19 protein-coding genes are annotated in these 21,856 nt (G+C 65.5%); 10 read left to right on the top strand and 9 right to left on the bottom strand.

The window, feature by feature from the left end:
- Positions 1 to 55: 55 nt before the first annotated feature.
- Complete coding sequence (locus CO669_RS20605; protein WP_097661770.1) at positions 56 to 1,372, bottom strand: UDP-glucose dehydrogenase family protein; 1,317 nt, start codon at positions 1,370 to 1,372, stop codon at positions 56 to 58.
- A 195-nt stretch (positions 1,373 to 1,567) separates the two neighbouring features.
- On the opposite strand from CO669_RS20605, the gene CO669_RS20600 reads away from it, so the two are divergent.
- The 3 genes from CO669_RS20600 (at position 1,568) to CO669_RS20590 (ending at position 6,795) form a co-directional block, all read left to right on the top strand.
- Positions 1,568 to 2,635 (top strand): acyltransferase family protein, encoded by a 1,068-nt coding sequence (locus CO669_RS20600; protein WP_097661769.1) that lies wholly within the window; start codon positions 1,568 to 1,570, stop codon positions 2,633 to 2,635.
- A gap of 216 nt (positions 2,636 to 2,851) precedes the next feature.
- A complete protein-coding gene (polA, locus tag CO669_RS20595) occupies positions 2,852 to 5,917 on the top strand; it encodes a DNA polymerase I (RefSeq protein WP_097661768.1) in 3,066 nt (1,021 codons plus the stop codon).
- Between the two features lie 242 nt (positions 5,918 to 6,159).
- Positions 6,160 to 6,795: a LysE family translocator gene (locus tag CO669_RS20590; RefSeq protein ID WP_097661767.1), complete on the top strand. Its 636-nt coding sequence runs from the start codon at positions 6,160 to 6,162 to the stop codon at positions 6,793 to 6,795.
- Between the two features lie 180 nt (positions 6,796 to 6,975).
- On the opposite strand, the gene CO669_RS20585 is transcribed toward CO669_RS20590, so the two are convergent.
- A complete protein-coding gene (locus CO669_RS20585; RefSeq protein WP_097661766.1) occupies positions 6,976 to 7,602 on the bottom strand; it encodes a glutathione S-transferase family protein in 627 nt (208 codons plus the stop codon).
- Positions 7,603 to 7,803: 201 nt separating this feature from the next.
- On the opposite strand from CO669_RS20585, the gene pyrE reads away from it, so the two are divergent.
- Both pyrE and CO669_RS20575 read left to right on the top strand, forming a co-directional pair.
- The gene (gene pyrE, locus CO669_RS20580) at positions 7,804 to 8,367 is read left to right on the top strand and encodes an orotate phosphoribosyltransferase (protein ID WP_097661765.1); all 564 of its coding nucleotides are present in this window, start codon (positions 7,804 to 7,806) and stop codon (positions 8,365 to 8,367) included.
- 295 nt (positions 8,368 to 8,662) lie between these two features.
- Positions 8,663 to 9,445, top strand: a complete 783-nt coding sequence (locus CO669_RS20575; protein WP_198964141.1) for a DUF2865 domain-containing protein — start codon at positions 8,663 to 8,665, stop codon at positions 9,443 to 9,445.
- A gap of 126 nt (positions 9,446 to 9,571) precedes the next feature.
- Here CO669_RS20575 and CO669_RS20570 read toward each other — a convergent pair whose 3' ends face one another.
- The 7 genes from CO669_RS20570 to CO669_RS20540 all read right to left on the bottom strand — a co-directional run bounded on the left by CO669_RS20570 (position 9,572) and on the right by CO669_RS20540 (position 17,128).
- Entirely contained in the window at positions 9,572 to 10,003 is a 432-nt protein-coding gene (locus CO669_RS20570; RefSeq protein WP_097661764.1) for a hypothetical protein, read from the bottom strand.
- Positions 10,004 to 10,121: 118 nt separating this feature from the next.
- Positions 10,122 to 10,793 (bottom strand): ligase-associated DNA damage response endonuclease PdeM, encoded by a 672-nt coding sequence (gene pdeM / locus CO669_RS20565; protein WP_198964140.1) that lies wholly within the window; start codon positions 10,791 to 10,793, stop codon positions 10,122 to 10,124.
- 42 nt (positions 10,794 to 10,835) lie between these two features.
- On the bottom strand, positions 10,836 to 13,433 hold the full coding sequence (locus CO669_RS20560; RefSeq protein ID WP_097661762.1) for a ligase-associated DNA damage response DEXH box helicase: 2,598 nt from the start codon (positions 13,431 to 13,433) through the stop codon (positions 10,836 to 10,838).
- A 78-nt stretch (positions 13,434 to 13,511) separates the two neighbouring features.
- A complete protein-coding gene (locus tag CO669_RS20555) occupies positions 13,512 to 13,877 on the bottom strand; it encodes a nuclear transport factor 2 family protein (RefSeq protein ID WP_198964139.1) in 366 nt (121 codons plus the stop codon).
- Between the two features lie 170 nt (positions 13,878 to 14,047).
- On the bottom strand, positions 14,048 to 14,398 hold the full coding sequence (locus CO669_RS20550; protein ID WP_063199776.1) for a RidA family protein: 351 nt from the start codon (positions 14,396 to 14,398) through the stop codon (positions 14,048 to 14,050).
- Between the two features lie 150 nt (positions 14,399 to 14,548).
- Complete coding sequence (locus CO669_RS20545; protein ID WP_097661760.1) at positions 14,549 to 15,466, bottom strand: CE1 family esterase; 918 nt, start codon at positions 15,464 to 15,466, stop codon at positions 14,549 to 14,551.
- A gap of 3 nt (positions 15,467 to 15,469) precedes the next feature.
- The gene (locus CO669_RS20540) at positions 15,470 to 17,128 is read right to left on the bottom strand and encodes an FAD-binding dehydrogenase (protein ID WP_097661759.1); all 1,659 of its coding nucleotides are present in this window, start codon (positions 17,126 to 17,128) and stop codon (positions 15,470 to 15,472) included.
- A gap of 278 nt (positions 17,129 to 17,406) precedes the next feature.
- On the opposite strand from CO669_RS20540, the gene CO669_RS20535 reads away from it, so the two are divergent.
- From CO669_RS20535 to CO669_RS20515, 5 genes are all read left to right on the top strand, one after another.
- Positions 17,407 to 17,928 carry a hypothetical protein gene (locus CO669_RS20535; protein ID WP_198964138.1) on the top strand — a complete coding sequence of 174 codons (522 nt, stop codon included), beginning with the start codon at positions 17,407 to 17,409 and terminating at the stop codon, positions 17,926 to 17,928.
- Between the two features lie 147 nt (positions 17,929 to 18,075).
- Positions 18,076 to 18,270 carry a hypothetical protein gene (locus tag CO669_RS20530; RefSeq protein ID WP_097661758.1) on the top strand — a complete coding sequence of 65 codons (195 nt, stop codon included), beginning with the start codon at positions 18,076 to 18,078 and terminating at the stop codon, positions 18,268 to 18,270.
- 24 nt (positions 18,271 to 18,294) lie between these two features.
- Positions 18,295 to 18,885 (top strand): SCO family protein, encoded by a 591-nt coding sequence (locus CO669_RS20525; RefSeq protein WP_097661757.1) that lies wholly within the window; start codon positions 18,295 to 18,297, stop codon positions 18,883 to 18,885.
- Between the two features lie 200 nt (positions 18,886 to 19,085).
- Positions 19,086 to 20,021 (top strand): ABC transporter substrate-binding protein, encoded by a 936-nt coding sequence (locus tag CO669_RS20520; RefSeq protein ID WP_097661832.1) that lies wholly within the window; start codon positions 19,086 to 19,088, stop codon positions 20,019 to 20,021.
- A 153-nt stretch (positions 20,022 to 20,174) separates the two neighbouring features.
- On the top strand, positions 20,175 to 21,818 hold the full coding sequence (locus CO669_RS20515; RefSeq protein ID WP_097661756.1) for a lysine--tRNA ligase: 1,644 nt from the start codon (positions 20,175 to 20,177) through the stop codon (positions 21,816 to 21,818).
- Positions 21,819 to 21,856: the final 38 nt, after the last annotated feature.

Raw genomic sequence — 21,856 nt, 5'->3', positions numbered from 1 at the left:
GATCGGGATGACTGGATACCCCGCCTTCGCGGGGTATGACAATCGTGTGTCGCTATCAGCCCTGCACCGGCGGGCGGCCTATGCTGTCGTAGGTGAAGCCGGCGGCTTCCATCTCCTCGGGGCGGTAGATGTTGCGCAAATCGACGACGACGGGCTGCGCCATGACGCTCTTGAGCCGGTCGAGATCGAGCGCGCGGAACTGCACCCATTCGGTGACGATGACGAGCGCATCGGCGCCTTGCGCGCAAGTATAGGCGTCCTCGCAATAGGTGATGCTGGGCAGCTCGCCCTTGGCCTGCTCCATGCCGACGGGATCGTACGCCTTCACCTTGGCGCCCATGTCGATCAGGCCGGTCACCAGCGGGATCGACGGCGCGTCGCGCATGTCGTCGGTGTCGGGCTTGAAGGTGAGGCCGAGCACCGCGATGGTCTTGCCGCGCAGATTGCCGCCCAGCGCCTGGCTCACCTTGCGCGCCATCGCGCGCTTGCGGTTCTCGTTCACCGCCAGCACGGATTCGACGATGCGCAAGGAGACGTCGTAATCCTGCGCGATCTTGATCAGCGCCTTGGTGTCCTTCGGAAAGCACGAGCCGCCGAAGCCGGGACCGGCATGCAGGAACTTGGTGCCGATGCGGTTGTCCAGGCCAATGCCGCGCGCGACCTCCTGGACGTTGGCGCCGGCCTTCTCGGAGAGGTCGGCGATCTCGTTGATGAAGGTGATCTTGGTCGCAAGGAACGCGTTCGCGGCGTATTTGATCATCTCCGCGGTGCGGCGCGCGGTGAACATCAGCGGCGCCTGGTTCAGCGACAGCGGGCGGTAGATGTCGCCCATCACCTTGCGGCCGCGCTCGTCGGAGGTGCCGACCACGACGCGGTCGGGAAACTTGAAGTCGCGGATCGCGGCGCCCTCGCGCAGGAACTCGGGATTCGAGGCGACCACGACGTCGGCCTTGGGATTGGTCTCGCGGATGATGCGCTCGACCTCGTCGCCGGTGCCGACAGGCACGGTCGACTTCGTCACCACGACGGTGAAGCCGGACAGCGACTGCGCGATCTCCTTCGCGGCGGCATAGACATAGGAGAGATCGGCGTGACCGTCGCCGCGGCGCGACGGCGTGCCAACCGCAATGAACACGGCGTCGGCATCGGCGACCGGCTTTGACAGGTCGGTGGTGAAGTCGAGCCGCTTGGCCTTGACGTTGGTCGCGACCAGCTCTTCGAGCCCGGGCTCGTAGATCGGGATCTCGCCGCGATGAAGCGCCGCGATCTTCTTCTCGTCCTTGTCGACGCAGGTGACGTCGTGACCGAAATCGGCAAAGCAGGCGCCGGACACCAGTCCCACATAGCCCGTGCCGATCATCGCGATACGCATGAAAAGTCCCTGTCTTGAATTGGTTAACGAAACCCCGACGCGGGGCGGTTTAGCATTTTCCCGAGGAGAAGGAACAGTCCGCATGCAAAAAAGCGGCACGGGAATTGAACCGGTAAAGAAGTCGGAAACCGTGCAGGCCCCACACTGCCCCACACCCGGACAGGACGGGCGGAACACGCCTCGAAAAGAGACACCATGGCACCATCAGGCACAATCGCAGGGAGCGGAGGCACCAGTCCCCCCTCCGCCGCGCGTGTCGACTGGGTCGACTACGCCAAGGGCATTTGCATCATCATGGTCGTGATGATGCATTCGGTGCTGGGGGTCGAGCTCGCCGCCGGCGAGACCGGTTTCATGCATGTTGCCGTGGCCTTCGCAAAGCCGTTCCGGATGCCGGATTTCTTCCTGATCTCCGGTCTGTTCCTGCCGCTGGTGATCGACAGGGACTGGCGAACCTATCTCGACCGCAAGGTGGTGCATTTCGCCTATTTTTATGTCGTCTGGGTGACGATCCAGTTCGCCTTCAAGGCGCCGGCCTTCGCGGCTGAGACGGGCTGGCACCATGTTGGCTTCCTGTATCTGGAATCCTTCATCGAGCCGTTCGGCACGCTGTGGTTCATCTATCTCCTGCCGATCTTCTTCGTCGTCACAAAACTGACACGCAAGATACCGCCGCTCGCGGTCTGGCTCGTCGCCGCGGCGCTGGAGACGGCCCGCATCTCGACCGGCTGGACCGTCATCGACGAGTTCTGCGCGCGCTTCGTCTATTTCTATTCGGGCTATCTGTTCGCGCCTTACGTGTTCGCGCTGTCGGACCGTGCGCGGAAGCACCCGGCGCTTGCGCTCGCGGCGCTCGCGACCTGGGCGCTGGTCAATGCCGGCCTCGTCGTGCTGGGGGCCAGCGAATGGAAGCTCGTCTCGCTCGTGCTCGGCTTTGCCGGCGCCTGCGCGATCATCACGATGGGCACGCTGCTCGCGCGCGCCCAGTGGATGAACTTCTTGCGCTTCTGCGGCGAGCATTCGATCGTGATCTATCTCGCGTTCTTCCTGCCGATGGCGACGACGAGGACGCTGCTGCTGCGCACCGGCATCATTCCCGACATCGGCACGGTGTCGCTGATCGTCACCGTCGTCGGCGTGCTCGGTGCGCTCGCGATCTGGCGGATTGCACTGCGGCTGCATGCCGACTTCCTGTTCGAGCGGCCCGATGCGTTCTGGATCGCGCCGAAGAAAGCGGGGCCGGTGTTGCAGGCGGCGGAGTAGCACCATTCTCGGTGTCATCGCCCGGCTCGACCGGGCGACCCAGTATTCCAGAGACGATCGTTGTTGATCGATAGGCCGCGGCGTACTGGATTCCCCGCTTCGCGGGGAATGACAGCGGAGGACGTAGCGAATGTCAGCGGGGGATAGCGGCGCCAGCGAGGCAAAAATCCCCCGTCCAAGGCTGTCAAAGCCCGCAAAAATTCATACATTGCGGCCATGCCCAAAACCGCCCCAAAGACCTCCGCCAAAGCTGACACCAAGGCCGCGTCCAAGGCCGCCGCCGAGACCAAGCCCGCCGCGCCAGCTGCTGCCAAACCGGTTGCGGCAAAGGCGGCCGGCAAGGGCGACCACATCTTCCTGGTCGACGGTTCCGGCTACATCTTCCGCGCCTATCACGCGCTGCCGCCGCTGAACCGCAAGTCCGACGGCCTGCAGGTCAACGCGGTGCTCGGCTTCTGCAACATGCTGTGGAAGCTGCTCCGCGACATGCCCGCCGACAACCGGCCGACTCATCTGGCGATCGTGTTCGACAAGTCGGAAGTCACCTTCCGCAACAAGATCTACCCTGAATACAAGGCGCACCGGCCGCCCGCGCCGGACGACCTGATCCCGCAATTCGCGCTGATCCGTGAAGCCGTGCGCGCCTTCGACCTGCCCTGCCTCGAACAGGGCGGCTTCGAGGCCGACGATTTGATCGCGACTTATGCACGGCAGGCCAGCGAGCGCGGCGCCACCACGACCATCGTGTCCTCCGACAAGGATTTGATGCAGCTCGTGAACGACAAGATCATGATGTACGACACCATGAAGGACCGCCGCATCGGCATTCCCGAGGTGATCGAGAAGTTCGGCGTGCCGCCGGAGAAGGTCGTCGAGGTGCAGGCCCTGGCCGGCGATTCCACGGACAACGTGCCCGGCGTGCCCGGCATCGGCATCAAGACCGCGGCGCAGCTGATCACCGAATATGGCGACCTCGAGCAATTGCTGTTCCGGGCCACCGAGATCAAGCAGCCGAAGCGGCGCGAGGCGCTGCTGGAGAATGCCGAGAAGGCGCGCATCTCGCGGCAATTGGTGCTGCTCGACGACAAGGTCGAGCTGGAGGTGCCGCTCGACGATCTCGCCGTCCACGAGCCGGACGCACGCAAGCTGATCGCCTTCCTCAAGGCGATGGAGTTCACGACGCTGACGCGCCGCGTCGCCGATTATTCGCAGATCGATCCGGCCAATGTCGATGCCGATGCGAGCAACAGCAGCAGCGCCAGGGCCGGCGGGGCCGCCACAGCAACACCGTCCCAAGCCTCCGGCGATCTCTTCGCCGCGCCGGCAGTCGCTGCAACGGGCGGCGACAAGGGTGACAAATCGGCCAGCCTCAAGGGCGCGCCGATCTCGCTGGCCGCCGTGCGCGAGGAGGCCTTGCGCAAGCTCCCGGTCGATCGAACCAAATATCAGGCGATCAAGACGCTGAAGGAGCTCAACGCCTTCGTCGGACGCATCCATGACGCCGGTCATGTCGCGATCGAGCTCAAGGCCAACTCCATCGATCCGATGCAGGCTGATTTCTGCGGCATCGCGCTGGCATTGGCGCCGAACGAGGCCTGCTACGTGCCGCTGGCGCACAAGCAGTCCGGCGGCGGCGCCGGCCTGTTCGACGCCGGCCTCGCGCCGGACCAGGTCAAGCATGAGGATGCGATTCAAGCGCTGCGGCCGGTGCTGGAATCCTCGGGCATTCTCAAGATCGGCTTCGACATCAAATTCGCCGCTGTGATGCTGGCGCAGCACGGCATCACCTTGCGCAACATCGACGATGCCAAGCTGATCTCCTACGTGCTCGATGCCGGACGAGGTTCGAATGAACTCGACTCGCTCGCCGAGCGCTGGTTCGGCCATGCCCTGCTGAAGGAGAGCGAATTGCTCGGCAGCGGCAAGGGCAAGATCACCTTCGACCAGGTGCCGATCGACAAGGCCGCGGCGCTGTCGGCCGAAGGCGCCGACGTTGCCTTGCGGGTCTGGCGCGTGCTGAAACCGCGCCTTGTCGCCGAGCACATGACGACCGTCTATGAGACGCTGGAGCGGCCGCTGGTGTCGGTGCTGGCACGGATGGAACGGCGCGGCATCTCGATCGACCGCCAGGTGCTGTCGCGGCTCTCGGGCGACTTCGCCCAGACCGCCGCGCGCGTCGAGGCCGAGATCCAGGAGATCGCGGGCGAGCCGGTCAATGTCGGCAGCCCCAAGCAGATCGGCGACATCCTGTTCGGCAAGATGGGACTGTCCGGCGGCACCAAGACCAAGACCGGCGCGTGGTCGACCACCGCGCAGGTGCTCGACGACCTCGCCGAGCAGGGCCACGATCTCCCGAAGAAGATTCTGGAGTGGCGCCAGGTCTCGAAGCTGAAATCGACCTACACCGACGCGCTGCCGACTTACGTCAACCCGCAGACCCATCGCGTCCACACGACCTACGCGCTGGCCGCGACCACGACGGGCCGGCTGTCGTCGAACGAGCCGAATCTGCAGAACATCCCTGTTCGTACCGAGGACGGCCGCAAGATCCGCCGCGCCTTCATCGCAACGAAGGGCCACAAGCTCGTCTCCGCCGACTATTCGCAGATCGAGCTGCGCCTGCTGGCGGAGATCGCCGACATTCCCGTGCTGAAGCAGGCGTTCCGCGATGGCCTCGACATTCACGCCATGACGGCGTCGGAGATGTTCGGCGTGCCGATCAAGGGCATGCCAAGCGAGATCCGCCGCCGCGCCAAGGCGATCAATTTCGGCATCATTTACGGCATCTCCGCGTTCGGGCTCGCCAATCAGCTCGGCATCGCGCGCGAGGAAGCCTCGGCCTACATCAAGAAATATTTCGAGCGCTTTCCCGGCATCCGCGCCTACATGGACGAGACGCGGGATTTCTGCCGGAGCCATGGCTACGTCACCACGCTGTTCGGCCGGAAGATGCACTATCCCGACATCAAGGCCTCCAACGCCTCGGTACGCGCCTTCAACGAGCGCGCCGCGATCAACGCGCGGCTGCAGGGCACCGCCGCCGACATCATCCGCCGCGCCATGACGCGGGTGGAAGACGCGCTCGCGGCAAAGAATCTGTCGGCGCAGATGCTGTTGCAGGTGCATGACGAACTGATCTTCGAGGTGCCGGACGCCGAAGTCGAGGCGACGCTGCCGGTCGTGCAGCACGTGATGCAGGACGCGCCGTTCCCGGCCGTGCTGCTGTCGGTGCCGCTGCATGTCGATGCGCGTGCGGCTAACAACTGGGACGAGGCGCATTGAGGCGCCACATACTCGGTCGTCGTCCCCGCGAACGCGGGGACCCATAGCCACAGGATCGAGTGAGGCGAAGATTGCCCATGACCATCTCGTGTCAAATTTCTCCCTGGGGGTATGGGTCCCCGCGTTCGCGGGGACGACACTGAAGTGGTCTGCGAGTACCGAATTGTCCTCCGAGCAATTGCGCGATGGCTCCCCTGGCCCGCGCATATTAGAACCGTGCCGTCTTGCACCCCGGTTCACCCATGCCTCACACTTCCGCTCTGCTCGGCTTCGCCCTCGTCTGCCTCGGTCTCGTGCTGACGCCGGGACCGAACATGATCTACCTGATCTCGCGCTCGATCACGCAAGGCCCCGCGGCCGGCATCGTCTCGCTCGGCGGCGTCGCGCTCGGCTTCGTGTTCTACATGCTGTGTGCGGCGTTCGGCATCACGGCGCTGCTGCTCGCGATTCCCTTTGCTTACGACGCGCTGCGCTTTGCCGGCGCCGGCTATCTGCTCTGGCTGGCCTGGCAGGCGGTGAAGCCGGGCGGACGCTCGCCATTCCAGGTGAAGCAGCTCGCGGTCGACAGCCCGCGCAAATTGTTCGCGATGGGCTTCGTCACCAACCTGCTCAACCCGAAGATCGCGATGCTTTATCTGGCGCTGCTGCCGCAGTTCATCGATCCCGCCGCCGGCAGCGTGCTGACGCAGTCGGTGGCGCTGGGCGCGATCCAGATCGCGATCAGCGTCAGCGTCAACGCCATGATCGCGCTCGCCGCCGGCTCGATCGCGCTGTTCCTGGCGAACCGGCCGAGCTGGATGCTGGTGCAGCGCTGGCTGATGGGCACGGTGCTGGCCGGGCTTGCCGTGCGGATGGCGGTGGAAGCGAAGAAGGTGTGAGACTTCTTTCTTCACCCTCCCCTGGAGGGGGAGGGTCGCTGCGCATGTAGCGAAGCGGAATGCGTAGCGGGGTGGGGTGAAGGTATCTCCCCGTCCAACAGTGTCCGCGTGGAGAGATCACCCCACCCCGCTCGCGCTGCGCGCGATCGACCCTCCCCCTCCAGGGGAGGGTAAGCCCCCTCAATCCAGCTTCGCCTCCATGCCCCGTTTCACGGCCGGGCGGGCCATCAGGGCGTCGTACCAGCGCTTGACGTTGGGAAAATCGGCGAGATCAACCTTGTGGCGAGGGTGACGCCAAGCCCAGCCCAGGATGGCAAAATCGGCAATCGAGAGCTCGCCCGCGACGAAGTCGCGATCCGCCAGCCGGCGGTCCAGCACGCCGTAGAGCCGGCGGGTCTCGGCCATGTAGCGCTTCAGGCCGTAGGCGCGATCATGCTCGTTCTCGAGTGCGATGAAATGATGCACCTGGCCGGGCATCGGGCCGAAGCCGCCCATCTGCCACATCAGCCATTCATAGACCGGGATGCGGCCCGCGAGCGATTTGGGCAGGAATTTGCCGGTCTTTTCGCCGAGATACAGCAGAATTGCGCCGGATTCGAAGATGCTGACCGGCTTGCCGTCCGGGCCATCGGGATCGAGGATCGCAGGGATCTTGTTGTTGGGGGACAGCTTCAGGAACTCCGGCGCCATCTGCTCGCCCTTGGTGATGTTCACCGGGATCACCTTGTAGGGCAGCCCCATCTCCTCCAGCGCGACGGAGATCTTGCGGCCGTTCGGCGTGTTCCAGGTGTGCAGCTCGATGGTCATTTTCGCGTCCTTCCCATGCCCGCTTCCTCCCCGAGGAGGCGGCGGCCCGATCCGGGCTCTCACCTACTCCAGAAGGTCGCGCCCCCACAACCGGCGGCCGGGGATGGCCGATCCCTGTTGACGAGGGACGCCCCCTCTGGAATGTCGCGTCGGTCGCGGATAAATTCCGCCTCCTCCAAAAACGCTGTTCGAGGGACCGCCGTGTCGAAATCTGCCTCCCGCGCCCGCCTGTTCGAAATCATCCGCCGGCGCTCCTTCGGCCGCGGCGAGGTGACGCTCGCGTCGGGCCGCAAGAGCGATTTCTACTTCAACCTCAAGCCCACCATGCTCGACCCCGAGGGCGCGACGCTGCTCGCCGAGCTGACTTACGAGGCGCTGAAGGACGACAAGCTCGACTTCATCGGCGGCCTCGAGATGGGCGCGGTGCCGCTGGCCGGCGCGCTGGCCCAGATCTCCTGGATCAAGGGACATCCGATCGCAGCCTTCTTCGTGCGCAAGAAGCCCAAGGAGCACGGCGCCAAGCTCGCGATCGAGGGCCTGCCGAAAGGCGAGACGCTGGCGGGCAAGCGCGTCGTGATCGTCGAGGACGTCACCACGACCGGCGGCTCGGCGATGAAGGCGGTGGAATCCGTGCGCGAGACCGGCGCCGAAGTGGTGCTGGTGCTGACCATGGTCGATCGCGAGGAAGGCGCCACCGACACGTTCGGCGCGGCCGGCCTGCCGTTCCGCTCGCTGTACAAGGCGTCGGAGTTTTTGAAGGGCTGATCTTTCTTCTCCCTCGCCCCGTTCTTACGGGGAGAGGGTCGAGGTGAGCTCTATCCACGACGCGAGATCGCCGGGAGACCTGTACCCCCTCACCCGGAATCCGCGCTTTCAGCGCGCATTCCGACCTCTCCCCGCAAGCGGGGAGAGGTGAAGAGGCCTTCAACCGCTCATTTACCATCCCGGCTTATGGTGAATCATGTGCCAAGACCTCGCTGGTCGCGGCCCGGTTCAGTTGCGTCGGGTGGAGTGAGCGTTGCGTACAGTCCTGTTCCATGCGCGCCGGCGGCGTCGCGCGATGCTTGTGGCCGCCACGCTTGCAGCACCGCTGCTTGCGGCTCCCGCCCCGGTTTCGGCCGAAGGCCTGTTCGACTTCTTCTTCGGCGGCATGCAGCAGCAGCGGCCGCAGCGCGAGGTGCCGCAACAGGCGAGCTCCTACGCCGATCCCTTCACCGGCCAGCAGAATCCCGCAACCCAGCCATATGTGCCGCCAACCCGCTCGGCTGCGGCCGGAGGCTCGGGACCTGCCTTTTGCGTGCGAAGCTGCGACGGCAAATATTTTCCGCTGATGCGCGGCCTCGCCTCGCCGGCCCAGATGTGTCAGGCGTTCTGTCCCGCCAGCGCGACCAAGGTCTATTTCGGCTCCTCGATCGACGGTGCGGCGTCGCAGACCGGCGAGCGCTATGCCGACAGCGAGAACGCCTTCGCCTACCGCAAGGCGCTGCGTTCGGATTGCACCTGCAATGGCCGCGAGCCGGTCGGCCTTGCCCCGGTCGATCTTGCGCTGGATTCCTCGCTGAAGGCCGGCGACGTCATTGCCACCACCGACGGCCTCGTCGCCTATACCGGCATCCGCGTCGGCAATGATCAGGCTGCCGACTTCACTCCCGTGGCCTCCTATCCCGGCCTCACCGCCCAGGTCCGCGCCCGCCTCGGCGAGATGAAGGTGGCCCCGGTGCGCGCGGAGACGGTGTCGGCAGACGCGCCGGCATCGACCGAGATCGTGCGTGAGACGCTGCCCAATGTGACGGTGCCGAAGACGGCGACGCAGAAACCGGCGAAGCGGGCGGGGCTGGAATAGTAGCAAGGATCGTCATTCCGGGGCGATGCGACAGCATCGAACTATGGTGCGCAATTGCGCACCTGAGAATCTCGAGATTCCGGGTTCATCGCTGCGCGATGCCCCGGAATGACGGCGAGCGCGCCGTCACCTCCCGATGATCACCCCGATCACATTCGGTGCCGCCAGGTATTTCTCCTCGATAGCCGCGCGCGCGGCAGCGCGGTTTTCCGCCGTCAGCAATCCGCGCTTCTCCGCCAAAATCATCCAGCAGAAACCCCACCAGTCCGTCAGCATGCCGTGATCGGCGACGAGGTCGTAACCCTGCTCGGCCGCGAAAATGCGCGCCTGCGCTTCGTCCAGCGTGTCCAGAAACAGATGGTCCTCGGTCGAGAACAGTTCGTCGCTGACATCGTCGATGGTGTAGCCCCAGATCGACTGGCACACCGCGTTGAACTCGCGGTCGAACTGGTCGTCGTCGATCCTCTGGCGGCGCGCCGCCTGATGCAGCCGTGACAGCGAGCGCGCGAAATCGGCGATCCGGGTGAGGGCAAATTGATCGAAGGCGATGGTGGACATCTAGTCCTCGCAAAGTCTGACAGACGCTAGATATTGTGTCGGCAACGTGCCGAATCACAATGATATATCAAAGACTTGCTAAAGTGTTCTTAATTTGTTCTGAGATGGCGTCGGAATCTCAGGAACAGCGCGAGGCCGCAATCGCGTGGACGCGGCGGTCGCCGAGCAGGTGGGCGACGAAGCCCCTGGCCGGAAAGATCTTCGCGAAGGCGGCGTCGCGGATGCTGAGGCCGCCGGCATAGGCGCCGAACGCCGGCATCACCGCGCGCATCCCGTCGGAGGCGAAGCAGCGGCGCTCCAGGAAGCGGCCGCGCGCGGAGACGCGTGCCTTGGGATGGAGATGGCCGGCGATCTCGCCGCGCGCCCCGGTCGGCTCGTGACGGAAGGTGATCGGGCCGATCGCGACCTCGTCCGCGACGGTGCCGCCGAGATCGCGCGGCAGCATCGGATCGTGGTTGCCGGAAATCCAGATCCAGTCGCGGCCGGCCTGGAGCGCGGCGACGGCATCGCGGTCGTCCGGCGACAACCGTTCATGCGCGGTGCGATCGTGAAAGCTGTCGCCGAGTGCAATGACGGTGCGCGGATCATGGCGGGAGATGACAGCAGCGAGACGACTGAGCGTCGCCAGCGTATCGTAAGGCGGCAGCAGCACGCCGCGCGCGGCGAAGCTGGAGCCTTTCTCCAGATGCAGGTCGGAGACCACCAGCAGGCGCTGCTCCTCCCAGAACAGCGCGCCGGAGAGATCGGCGGCGAAGGTCACATCGCTGATGGTGACCGTGGACACGCGCATGTCGTCGACATCCTCCGAAACCTGCGCGCCTGTCGTCACGTCTTACCCGCTTCTATCCATCGCCTCTTTGACGAGCTCATCGGCGGCTTCGGCCAAAAGCTCGTCTGCAGCTTCGCCATAGACTGACTCGCGGCCGATTTCCAGCATCACGGGCACCGCGAGGGGGGAGACGCGGTCGAGTTCCCGATGCGTGATGCGGCCGTGGATGCGCATCAGCATGTCGCTGAGGCGGCGCAGATCGAGCAGGCCGGTGGCGGCGTCGGCGCGCGCGGCGCGCAGGAGGACGTGATCGGCCTGATGCTTGCGCAGCACGTCGTAGACCAGATCGGTCGAGAACAGCACCTGACGGCGGCTCTTCTCTTCGCCGGTATGCCGGCGCGTGATCAGTCCGGAGATGATGGCGCAGTTGCGGAACGTGCGCTTCATCAGCGCGGATTCGGCAAGCCAGGCCTCCAGATCGTCGCCGAGCATGTCAGGGTCGAACAGCGCATTGAGATCGATGCGGCCATCGCGGATCATGGCGGAGAGATCGCCGAGCGCCCAGATCGCCACCGCATATTCGTTGGCGACGAAGCCGAGCGGCCGGGCGCGGGCGCGCTCCAGCCGGCGCGTCAGCAGCATGCCGAGGGTCTGATGCGCAAGGCGGCCCTCGAAGGGATAGCAGACGATGTAGTGCTTGTTGGCCCGCGGAAAGCTCTCGACCAGGAGCTCGCGCACGGCCGGCACGCGGCTGACGTCCCTTTGCAGCGACAGCCAGTCGCGCACCTGCTCCGGCAGGCCGCCCCAGGCGCGGCCATCGTCGAGCAGGCGGCGCACGCGTTCGGCGAGATAGGTCGAGAGCGGAAACTTGCCGCCCATATAGGAGGGAACCTTGGGGTCCTTGTCATGCGCGCGCGAGACATAGACCTGATCCTCGACCAGCGTTTCGTAGCGCACCACCTCGCCGGAGAACACGAAGGTGTCGCCGGGCGAGAGGCCCTCGATGAAGGCTTCCTCGATCTCGCCGAGCAGCCGGCCGCCGCGCGCGATCACGCCGGTGGAGCCGCCAGCCTTTCCATGGCCGCCGCCGCGTGAGCGCACCAGGCGCACCTTCAGCATGTCGTCCTCGACGATGGTGCCGACATTCATCCGGTAGCTCTGCCGCACCTTGGGATTGGCGACGCGCCAGCGGCCCTCCTTGTCCTGCTTGATGCGGGCAAAGCGCTCATAGGTCTTCAGCGCGTAGCCGCCGGAGGCGACGAAATCGACGACATCGTCGAAATCCTGCCGCGACAGATTTGCGTAAGGCGCGGCGGTGCGGACCTCGGCATAGAGCTCGTCAGAGAGGAACGGCTCGCCGCAGGCACAGCCGAGCACGTGCTGGGCCAGCACGTCGAGCGCGCCGGTACGCAGCGGCGGCGTGTCCTGCGCATTCTCGGCAATGGCGTCGATCGCGACGCGGCACTCCAGCACCTCGAAACGGTTGGCCGGCACCAGCACGGCGCGCGAGGCCTCGTCGAGGCGATGGTTGGCGCGGCCGATGCGCTGCATCAGGCGCGAGGAGCCCTTGGGCGCGCCGATATTGACGACGAGATCGACATCGCCCCAGTCGACGCCGAGGTCGAGCGAGGAGGTGCAGACCACGCCGCGCAATCTGCCCGCCGACATCGCGTCCTCGACCTTGCGGCGCTGGGCGACGTCGAGCGAGCCGTGATGCAGCGCGATGGCGAGGCCGTCGTCGTTCATGCTCCAGAGATTCTGGAACAGCATCTCGGCCTGGCTGCGGGTGTTGACGAAGACCAGCGTGGTCTTGTTCGCCTTGATCAGCTCGTAGATTTCGGGGAGCGCGTGGCGCGCGCTGTGGCCGGCCCAGGGCAGGCGTTCGCGCGTGTCGAGCATCTCGACCTCAGGGGGCGCAGCACCACCGGCGACGACGATGTCGGCTGCTTGCTCCCGGCCATCGGGCTGCGGCACCAGGAAACGCGCGAGCTGCTCCGGCTCGGCCACCGTGGCCGACAGGCCGATCGCGCGCATCTGCGGCGCCAGCCGCCACAGCCGCGCGAGGCCGAGCGAGAGCAGATCGCCGCGCTTGGACGTCACCAGCGCATGCAACTCGTCGAGCACGATGCGCTTGAGCGAGGAGAACAGGAACGGCGCGTCGTCGGAGGAGAGCAGCAGCGCGAGTTGCTCCGGCGTCGTCAGCAGCACGTCGGGCGGATAGCGCCGCTGCCGCTGGCGCCGCGACACCGGCGTATCGCCGGTGCGGGTCTCAACCTTGATCGGCAGGCCCATCTCCGCGATCGGCCGTTCCAGATTGCGCGCGATGTCGACGGCGAGCGCTTTCAGCGGCGAGATATAGAGCGTGTGCAAGCCGCCGGTCCGCTGCAGGCCACGGCCGGTGGAGACGAGGCCTTGCTTCTCGGCGGCTTTCCGTTCGGCCGCCTCGGTCGAAAGCTCCACCAGGGTCGGCAGAAATCCCGCCAGCGTCTTGCCGGCGCCGGTCGGTGCGATCAGCAGCGCGCTCGCATCCTCGCGCGCTTTCTCCAGCAGTTCCAATTGATGCGCGCGCGGCGACCAGCCGCGAGCCGCGAACCACGCCTTGAAGCGGTCGGGCAGCAGCGAAGGCGTCTCGGCCTGACTTTTGAGGATGCGGCGCGTCACGCCATGACAGGTAAGCCGCGAGAGTGGCTTCGTCGAGGGGTGCGGCCCTCCCTGCCTGCACGGGGAGAGCCGCCCGTCTCACGCCGCGGGCGGCACCTGATCGAGAAATCCGGTCACGCTTCTGATCCGGCCGTCCTTCAGCACGGCGAAATCCGTGCCCTTGATCGGGCTGTCAGCGCCGTCGGGACCGAGGCCCCAGGAAAAGCGGATATGGTCGCCGTAGCCATTGGGCTCGCCGATCAGGCTGAACTTGAAATCGGGAAAACGCTGCTGCACGCCCGCGATCAGCGCCTCGACGCCGTCGTGGCCGTCGCCCTTCATCAGGGGATCGACATAGCTCGCATCATTCGTCCAGTCCTCGCCGAGCAGCTCGCGGCGGCGGCCGGCGGTGCGCTCGTTCCAGAGCTCGATGTAGCGGCGGGCGATGGTGACGGGGTCGGTCATGGTGATCTCCTTCGAGGACGCCGTGTTCGGCTGACCGTCACTATCGAAGGAATGCGTGCGCCGATCGATTACCTCGGAGGTCATGCGCAAAGAAGCTGAGGTACGTGCAAAAAAAGAAGCGCGATGATGCCCTCATCGCGCTTCTTTCGGTTGTGGATCGTTCGCGACGATTACTTCGCGGCAACCACCATGATCTCGACGGTGTATTGCGGCGCCGCCAGCTTGGCCTCGACGGTGGCGCGCGCGGGCGTGTTGCCGGGCGACACCCAGGCGTCCCACACCGCGTTCATTTCGCCGAAGGTCTTCATGTCGGTGATGTAGATGGTAGCCGAGAGCAGCTTCGACTTGTCGGTGCCGGCCTTGGCGAGATGGCCGTCGATGGTGGCCAGGATGTCCTGGGTCTGCTTCGTCACGCTTTCGCCGGCCGCCTTGTTGGCGACGACGCCGGCGAGATAGACGGTGTTACCGTGCACGACGACCTGGCTCATGCGCGGGCCGGTTTCGAAACGCTGAATGCTCATTGGGGGTCTCCTCACTGAAATGGCGGCCCTGTCTAGCCCAGCACCTCGCGCTCTGCCACCCCTGGCACGCATTGCGTTGCAGGGCACGCATGTGTTGCCCCGCACGCATGCGTGGCCTGCGGCGCATGCGTCACCACTGCGCATGTGGCTTTACGGAAACCGACTGAAAAAAGCCCAGATCGTCTCGGCGCCGTCGATGTCGGCATTCTGCGGCCCGAGCAGGCCCGCCGCGACCCTCGGGAAGCGGGCATCCGGAGACAATCCGGGCATGCGATGGCCGCCATGGTTGACGCGATAGAGCACGACGTCGTGGCCTTGAGGGCAGCGCGAGGAGATCCGCGTCACCGTGGATTGGTCCGCAGCGTTCCTGTCGGGCAGTTCGGTGCTGGCCGCGTCATCGGCCTCGCAGCCGTTGAGCTTGCGCCAGAACGCCAGCGTCTCCTCGGTCGACCAGAATCCGTCTGCGGCAAAATAGCTCGACCCGCGTCCGCCCGCATAGGGCACCAGCGGATCGGCCGTGCCGTTCATGAGCAGCATCGGCAGCGGCCGCGACGGATGGCAGGTGACGGCGGACTCGTCGGTGAGGTTCATGATCGCGCTCGCGCCGGCCGCGAACAGATCGGCGCGGGCGCAGACGAGCGTCATCGCCATGGCGCCGCCATTGGAGATGCCGGTGACATAGACGCGTTTGGCGTCGGCGGTGCCGTCCGCCACCAGCTTCTCGACAAGCGTTGCGATGAAGGCGACGTCGTCAGTGCCCTCGGGCGGACCGCGCAGCGTGGGCCCCGCCTTGGTGCGCGCGTCCGCCCACGCATGGTTGAGGCCGTCGGGAAACACGACGGCAAGACCCTCGCGCTTTGCGACCTGCGGCCACGCCGTCCGCGCGATCATGTCGGCGCCGCGCTGGGTCTTGCCGTGCAGCACGACCACCAGCGGAGCCGGCTTCTTTCCCGGAAGCTGCGCGGTGTAGGAACGCTTCACGCCGTTGACGTCGATGGTCTCGGCGGATGCAGACGAAGCGACGATCAATGTCGCGGCCAGCGCCCCGATACGCATCCACCACCGCATGACCTATCCCACCGCTTTCGCTGCCGCGCGCCCGGCGTTGCGGCCCGAGAACAGGCAGCCGCCGAGGAACGTGCCTTCCAGCGAGCGATAGCCGTGCACGCCGCCGCCGCCGAAGCCCGCGGCTTCGCCGACCGCGTAGAGGCCGGGAATGACGCTGCCTTCGGCACCGAACACGCGCGAGTCGAGATCGGTCTCGAAACCGCCCAGCGTCTTGCGGGTGAGGATGTTGAGCTTGACCGCGATCAGCGGCCCCTGGGCGGGATCCAGAATCCTGTGCGGAGACGCGGTGCGGATCAGCTTGTCGCCGATATAGCGGCGCGCGTTGTGAATGTTCATCACCTGCGCATCCTTGACGTAGGGGTTGGCGATCTCGCGATCGCGCGCCTCGATCTGCATCCTGATGTGCTCGAGCTTGAGAAGGTCGCTGCCGGCAAGCTTGTTCATCTCCGCGACGAGGTCCTCGAGCTTGTCGCGCACGATGAAGTCGACACCATGGCTTTTGAACGCCTCGACCGGCGCCGGCGCGCCCTTGTTGGTGGCCCGCTTGATCGTCATGCGCCAGCTCTTGCCGGTCAAATCGGGGTTCTGCTCCGACCCCGACAGCGCAAACTCCTTCTTGATGATGCTCTGGGTCAGGATGAACCAGGAATAATCATAGCCGGTGGACATGATGTATTTGAGCTGACCGAGCGTGTCGGAGCCCGGGAACAGCGGCGCCGGCAGCCGCGTGCCCGTGGCGTCGAACCACATCGACGACGGCCCCGGAAGGATGCGGATGCCGTGGCGCGGCCAGATCGGATTCCAGTTCTGGATGCCCTCCACATAGTGCCACATGCGGTCGCGGTTGATCAGCCGCGCGCCCGTCTTCTCGGTGATGCCGATCATGCGGCCGTCGACATGCTCGGGCACGCCGGAGATCATGAACTTTGGCGGCGTGCCGAGCCGCTCCGGCCAGTTCTGCCGCACCAGCTCGTGATTGCCGCCGATGCCGCCGGACGCCACGATCACGGCCTGGGCCTTGATCGCGAATTCGCCGACCACGTTGCGGGACGAGCTCTTGCCGCGCTCGACAGCATCAGGCGCGAGCACGGCGCCGCTGACGCCATCGACCGTCCCGTTGGTGATCGAAAGCGCGTCGACGCGATGGCGACACCTGAAGACCAGCCGGCCGCTTCTGACGGCCTCGCGCGCACGGCGCTCGAACGGCTCGACGATGCCGGGGCCGGTACCCCAGGTGACGTGAAAGCGCGGCACGGAATTGCCGTGGCCCATCGCGTCATAGCCGCCGCGCTCGGCCCAGCCGACCACGGGGAAGATGCGATGGCCCATCGCCCGCAGCCAGTCGCGCTTCTCGCCGGCGGCGAACGCCACATAGGCCTCGGCCCATTTGCGTGGCCAGAAATCCTCGTCGCGGTCGAAGCCGGCGGTACCGAGCCAGTCCTGCATCGCGAGGTCGTAGGAGTCCTTGATGCCGAGCCGGCGCTGCTCCGGCGAATTGATCAGGAACAATCCGCCGAACGACCAGAACGCCTGGCCGCCGATCGACTGCTCGCCCTCCTGGTCGACCACGATCACGCGCTTGCCCGCGTCCGCGATCTCGGTTGCGGCAACGAGGCCCGACAATCCGGCGCCGACGACGATGACATCGGTCTCCTCAGCCATGGTTTTCCCCCTCCATGATTCCCTCCTCGATGGATTCCCCTGTATTCGCCCGGATTGAAGCCAGCGGTTGTAACTGAGATCAAGGGCGTGGCGCGCAAGACATCCTTAACTTGTTCCACTTTGGGATAGAGACCCACCGAGTGCAGCGCGGACGCAACACTGGATTTGAATTTGTTTTGAGCCAGCCGGCCTGCCTAGACAAAACCGCGGTTACGACGGACGCTAGCCGGGCATCACCACCTGACACGCAGATTCGAATTCGACCGGGGCGGGGGACAATGAAGTTTCTGACGGGGTTGCTTGCGGCAGTTCTCTTGATCGCTGGCATGGGGGCTTCTCACGCGGTGGTTCGGATCGCGGATGACCGCGGTGGCCGGATTGGAACCTACGTCGACAAGTACCAGGACCTGCGTCAATCCGGCGAGACCGTCATCATCGACGGCCTGTGTGCCTCCGCCTGCACCATCGTCCTCGGCGCCATCCCGCATGACCGCATCTGCGTGACCTCGAGCGCGACGCTCGGCTTCCACGCCGCCTGGGATTTCGGCAGCAATGGCCGCGCCGTGACCAATCCCGAGGCGACCCAGATGCTCTATGCGATGTACCCCTCGCAGGTGAAGCGCTGGATCAGCCAGCGCGGCGGCCTCACCCCGCACATGCTCTTCCTGAAGGGCAAGCAGCTTCAGGCCATGTACAAGCCCTGCTACCTCGACGCGCAGGCCTCGACCATCAAGCCGTCGCGCCGGCCGCTCCCCCAAGGCGACCAGCTCGAATCCGCCCGCGGCCAGCTGCTGCACTGACGCTCCCAGCCTGACAACATTCTTTCGGCCTCCGGCGGCGCTTTGACCGCTGATAGCGCCTTGAGGGGCTGGTGCCGCCTTGCCCGCCGGCGGGCCAAGGCCTATCTGAGAGCCTGGAACCCGGGCCTTCGCCCCCCGATCGTTGTCATGGCTCAACCCCTGCACCCCTCGCATCCGTTACAGGACAATTCGTCCACTGCCGGCCGGACGCCGTCCGTGCTGCTGTGGGTGGGTGCGGCGATCGGCGGATTGCTCGTGCTCGGCGCGCTGGCGCTGTGGTTCCACTATGGCACGCAGATGTTCTTCGAAATCATCAGGACCGGTTTCGCCGCCTGCTTCTGATCCGCGACAGGAAGTTTTCCGCTCATGAGTTCCGCCACCCGCCCGCTGGTGATCGCGACCGCCTTCGCCGCAAGTCTCGTCGTCGGGCTCCTGATCTTGTTCTGGGCCATGGGCGGGGTCAGCAAGGTGGCGCAGCCGGCTGCGATCGGCGGCCCGTTCCAGCTCACCGACCAGCACGGCAAGGCCGTCACCGACAAGAACCTGAAGGGCAAGCCGACCCTGATCTTCTTCGGCTACACCCATTGCCCCGACGTCTGCCCGACCTCGCTGTTCGAGATCTCGGAAGTGCTGCGCGCGATGGGGAAGGATGCCGACAAGGTCAATGCCGTCTTCATCTCGGTCGACCCCGAGCGCGATACGCCGGCGACCATGAAGGAGTACCTGTCGAGCTTCGATCCGCACCTCGAAGGCCTGTCCGGCGATCCCGCCGAGACCGCCAAGGTCGTCACCTCCTACCGGGTCTACGCCAAGAAGGTCCCGACCAAGGACGGCGACTACACCATGGACCACACCGCGCTGATCTACCTGATGGACCGCGACGGAAGGTTCGTCTCGCCGTTCAATCTGAAGCGGACGCCGGAAGAGGCGGCGGCGGATTTGAAGAAGTATCTCTGAGGCCCCTGATTTAGGCCGAGCGCTTTCCACATCGTCATGGCCGGGCATAGCCTTCCGAAGTGGCTTCGGCCGCGCGGGCGGGACAAGCCCGGGCATGACGCCTGAGAGACCTTTGCCCAGCCCGCAATCGGCACTCGCGTTCCGGCCCGGATGGTCTATAACGCCCTCCGATCCCAATGAAATTCCTTCATTTCCGGCCGATGGCTCCATCGCAACAGGCGAAATCGTCCAAATCTGTCCTTGGCTTGCTGACGGGGCTGGCCGTTGGTGCCTGCCTGCTCGCCGGCGTCCCCGCCGCCGAGGCCCAGGCGCCCGCCAAGCGACCCCCGGCGGCACCCCAGGCCACGCCGCAGGTCGCGCCCCAGGCGGCGCCGCAGGCCGTGCCGGGCTTCTGGGATCCCCGGCGGCGCCCGGAGCGGCCGGACCTGTCGCGCCTGACCGTGATCCGCTTCCTGACCGAGACCGACTATCCGCCGTTCAACTACACCGGCGCCGACGGCAACCCGGCCGGCTTCAACGTCGATCTCGCCCGCAGCCTGTGCGAGGAGATCAAGGTCACCTGCACGGTGCAGATGCGCCGCTTCGAGACGCTGGTCGACGCGCTCTCCTCCAACCGGGGCGATGCCATCATCGCCTCGATGGCGGTGAGCCCGCAGCTGCGGGCCAGGGTCGATTTCACCGATCCCTATTACCGCGTGCCGGCGCGCTTCGCCTCGCGCAAGGACGCGGTGATGCCGGAGATCCGCCCGGAATATCTCGAGGGCAAGAAGGTCGGCGTCATCGCCGGCTCCGCGCACGAGGCTTATCTGAAGGCCCTGTTCACCGACGCCGAGCTGCACCCCTATCCCAACGACGATGCGATGCGCGCCGCACTTCGCAAGGGTGAGGTTGACTTCATCTTCGGCGACGCCATCTCGCTGGCGTTCTGGATCAACGGCACCGATTCCGGCGATTGCTGTGCCTTCTCCGGCGGCCCCTTCGTCGAGAGCCGCTTCTTCGGCGAAGGCATCGGCATCGCCGTCCGCAAGGGCAACGACGTGCTGCGCCAGGCCCTGAACTGGGCGCTGTTCCGGGTCTGGGAAAAAGGCCGCTACACCGACCTGTGGCTGCGCTATTTCTCGGTGAGCCCGTTCTAACCAATCAATCGTCATTCCGGGGCGCGCGAAGCGCGAATCCGGAATCTCGAGATTCCGGGTTCGATGCTGCGCATCGCCCCGGAATGACGACCAAGACTATTTTTGCATTCCGCGCAAAAATCGCTATTTTCCGCGGCCCGGAGGCCCTTCTTGATGTCTGTTATCGATCCCAGCATGAGCCCGAGCGACCTGCGTGCGCTCGCCGAACAATCCAACGCCTGGCCGTTCGAGCAGGCGAAGGCCATTGTCGCGCGGCTGAAGAAGAGCCCGAAGGACGAGGTGCTGTTCGAGACCGGCTACGGGCCGTCGGGCCTGCCGCATATCGGCACCTTCGGCGAGGTCGCGCGCACCTCGATGGTGCGCCATGCCTTCCGCGTTCTGACCGAGGACAAGATCAAGACGCGCCTGCTCGCCTTCTCCGACGACATGGACGGCTTCCGCAAGGTGCCCGACAACGTGCCGAACAAGGATCTCTTGGCGCAATATCTGGGGCGGCCGCTCACGTCCGTGCCGGACCCGTTCTCGAACGAGCATCCGTCGTTCGGCGATGCCAACAACGCGCGCCTGCGCGCGTTCCTGGATCATTTCGGCTTCGACTACGAGTTCGCCAGCTCGACCGTCTACTACAAGTCCGGACGCTTCGACGCGACGCTGCTCAAGATGCTTGCCGCCTACGACAAGATCATGGACATCATCCTGCCGACGCTCGGTCCGGATCGTCGCGCCACCTATTCGCCGTTCCTGCCGATCAGCAAGACCACGGGCATCGTGCTGCAGGTGCCGATGATCCGCCGCGACGTCGCGGCCGGCACGGTGACCTATGTCGACCCCGATACCAACCAGGAAGTCGAGACGCCCGTGACCGGCGGCAACGTCAAGTGTCAGTGGAAGGCCGATTGGGCGATGCGCTGGGTCGCGCTCGGCGTCGACTACGAGATGGCAGGCAAGGACCTGATCGATTCCGTGAAGCTGTCCGGCGCGATTGCGAGGGCGCTCGGCGGCTCCCCGCCCGAAGGCTTCAACTACGAGCTCTTCCTCGACGAGAAGGGCCAGAAGATCTCGAAGTCGAAGGGCAACGGCCTGACCATCGACGAATGGCTGCGCTACGCCTCGCCGGAATCGCTGTCGCTGTTCATGTATCGCGAACCGAAGGCGGCGAAGCGGCTGTTTTTCGACGTCATCCCGCGCCAGGTCGACGACTATCAGCAATTCATTGATGGCTTTGCCAAGCAAGACGGCAAGCAGCAGCTCGGCAATCCGGTCTGGCACATCCACAACGGCAAGCCGCCGATGGGCGACATGCCCGTCACCTTCCAGCTGCTGCTGACGCTGGTGTCGTCGTCGAACGCGGAGAATGCCGAGACGCTGTGGGGCTTCATCGGCCGCTACCGTCCCGGCGTGAGCCCGCAGACGCATCCGAAGCTGGATGCGATGGTCGGCTACGCCATCAACTATTACCGCGACTTCGTCGCGCCGACGAAGCAGTTCCGCGTGCCCAACGACACCGAGCGCGCCGCATTGCAGGATCTGCGCGATGCGCTGTCACAGCTCGCGCCGGAGGCATCGGCCGAGGACATCCAGAACGTCGTCTACGAGATCGGCCGCCGCGAGCCCTTCCTCGACCAGGTCAAGAAGGGCAAGGACGGCCGTCCCGGCGTCACGCTGGACTGGTTCAACATGCTCTACCAGGTGCTGCTCGGCCAGGAGAAGGGCCCGCGCTTCGGCTCCTTCGTCGCGGTGTACGGTGTGCAGAACGCCGTCAACATGATCGACGGCGCGCTGGCGCGGAGCGCGTGAGGAAGATGTAGCGTGTAGCCCGGATGGAGCGCAGCGCA

The sequence above is a fragment of the Bradyrhizobium sp. Y36 genome (assembly GCF_002531575.1).
GTDB lineage: Bacteria > Pseudomonadota > Alphaproteobacteria > Rhizobiales > Xanthobacteraceae > Bradyrhizobium.
The sequence above is the reverse complement of the archived record's forward strand: the minus strand, read 5'-3'. Positions and strand labels throughout refer to the sequence as shown.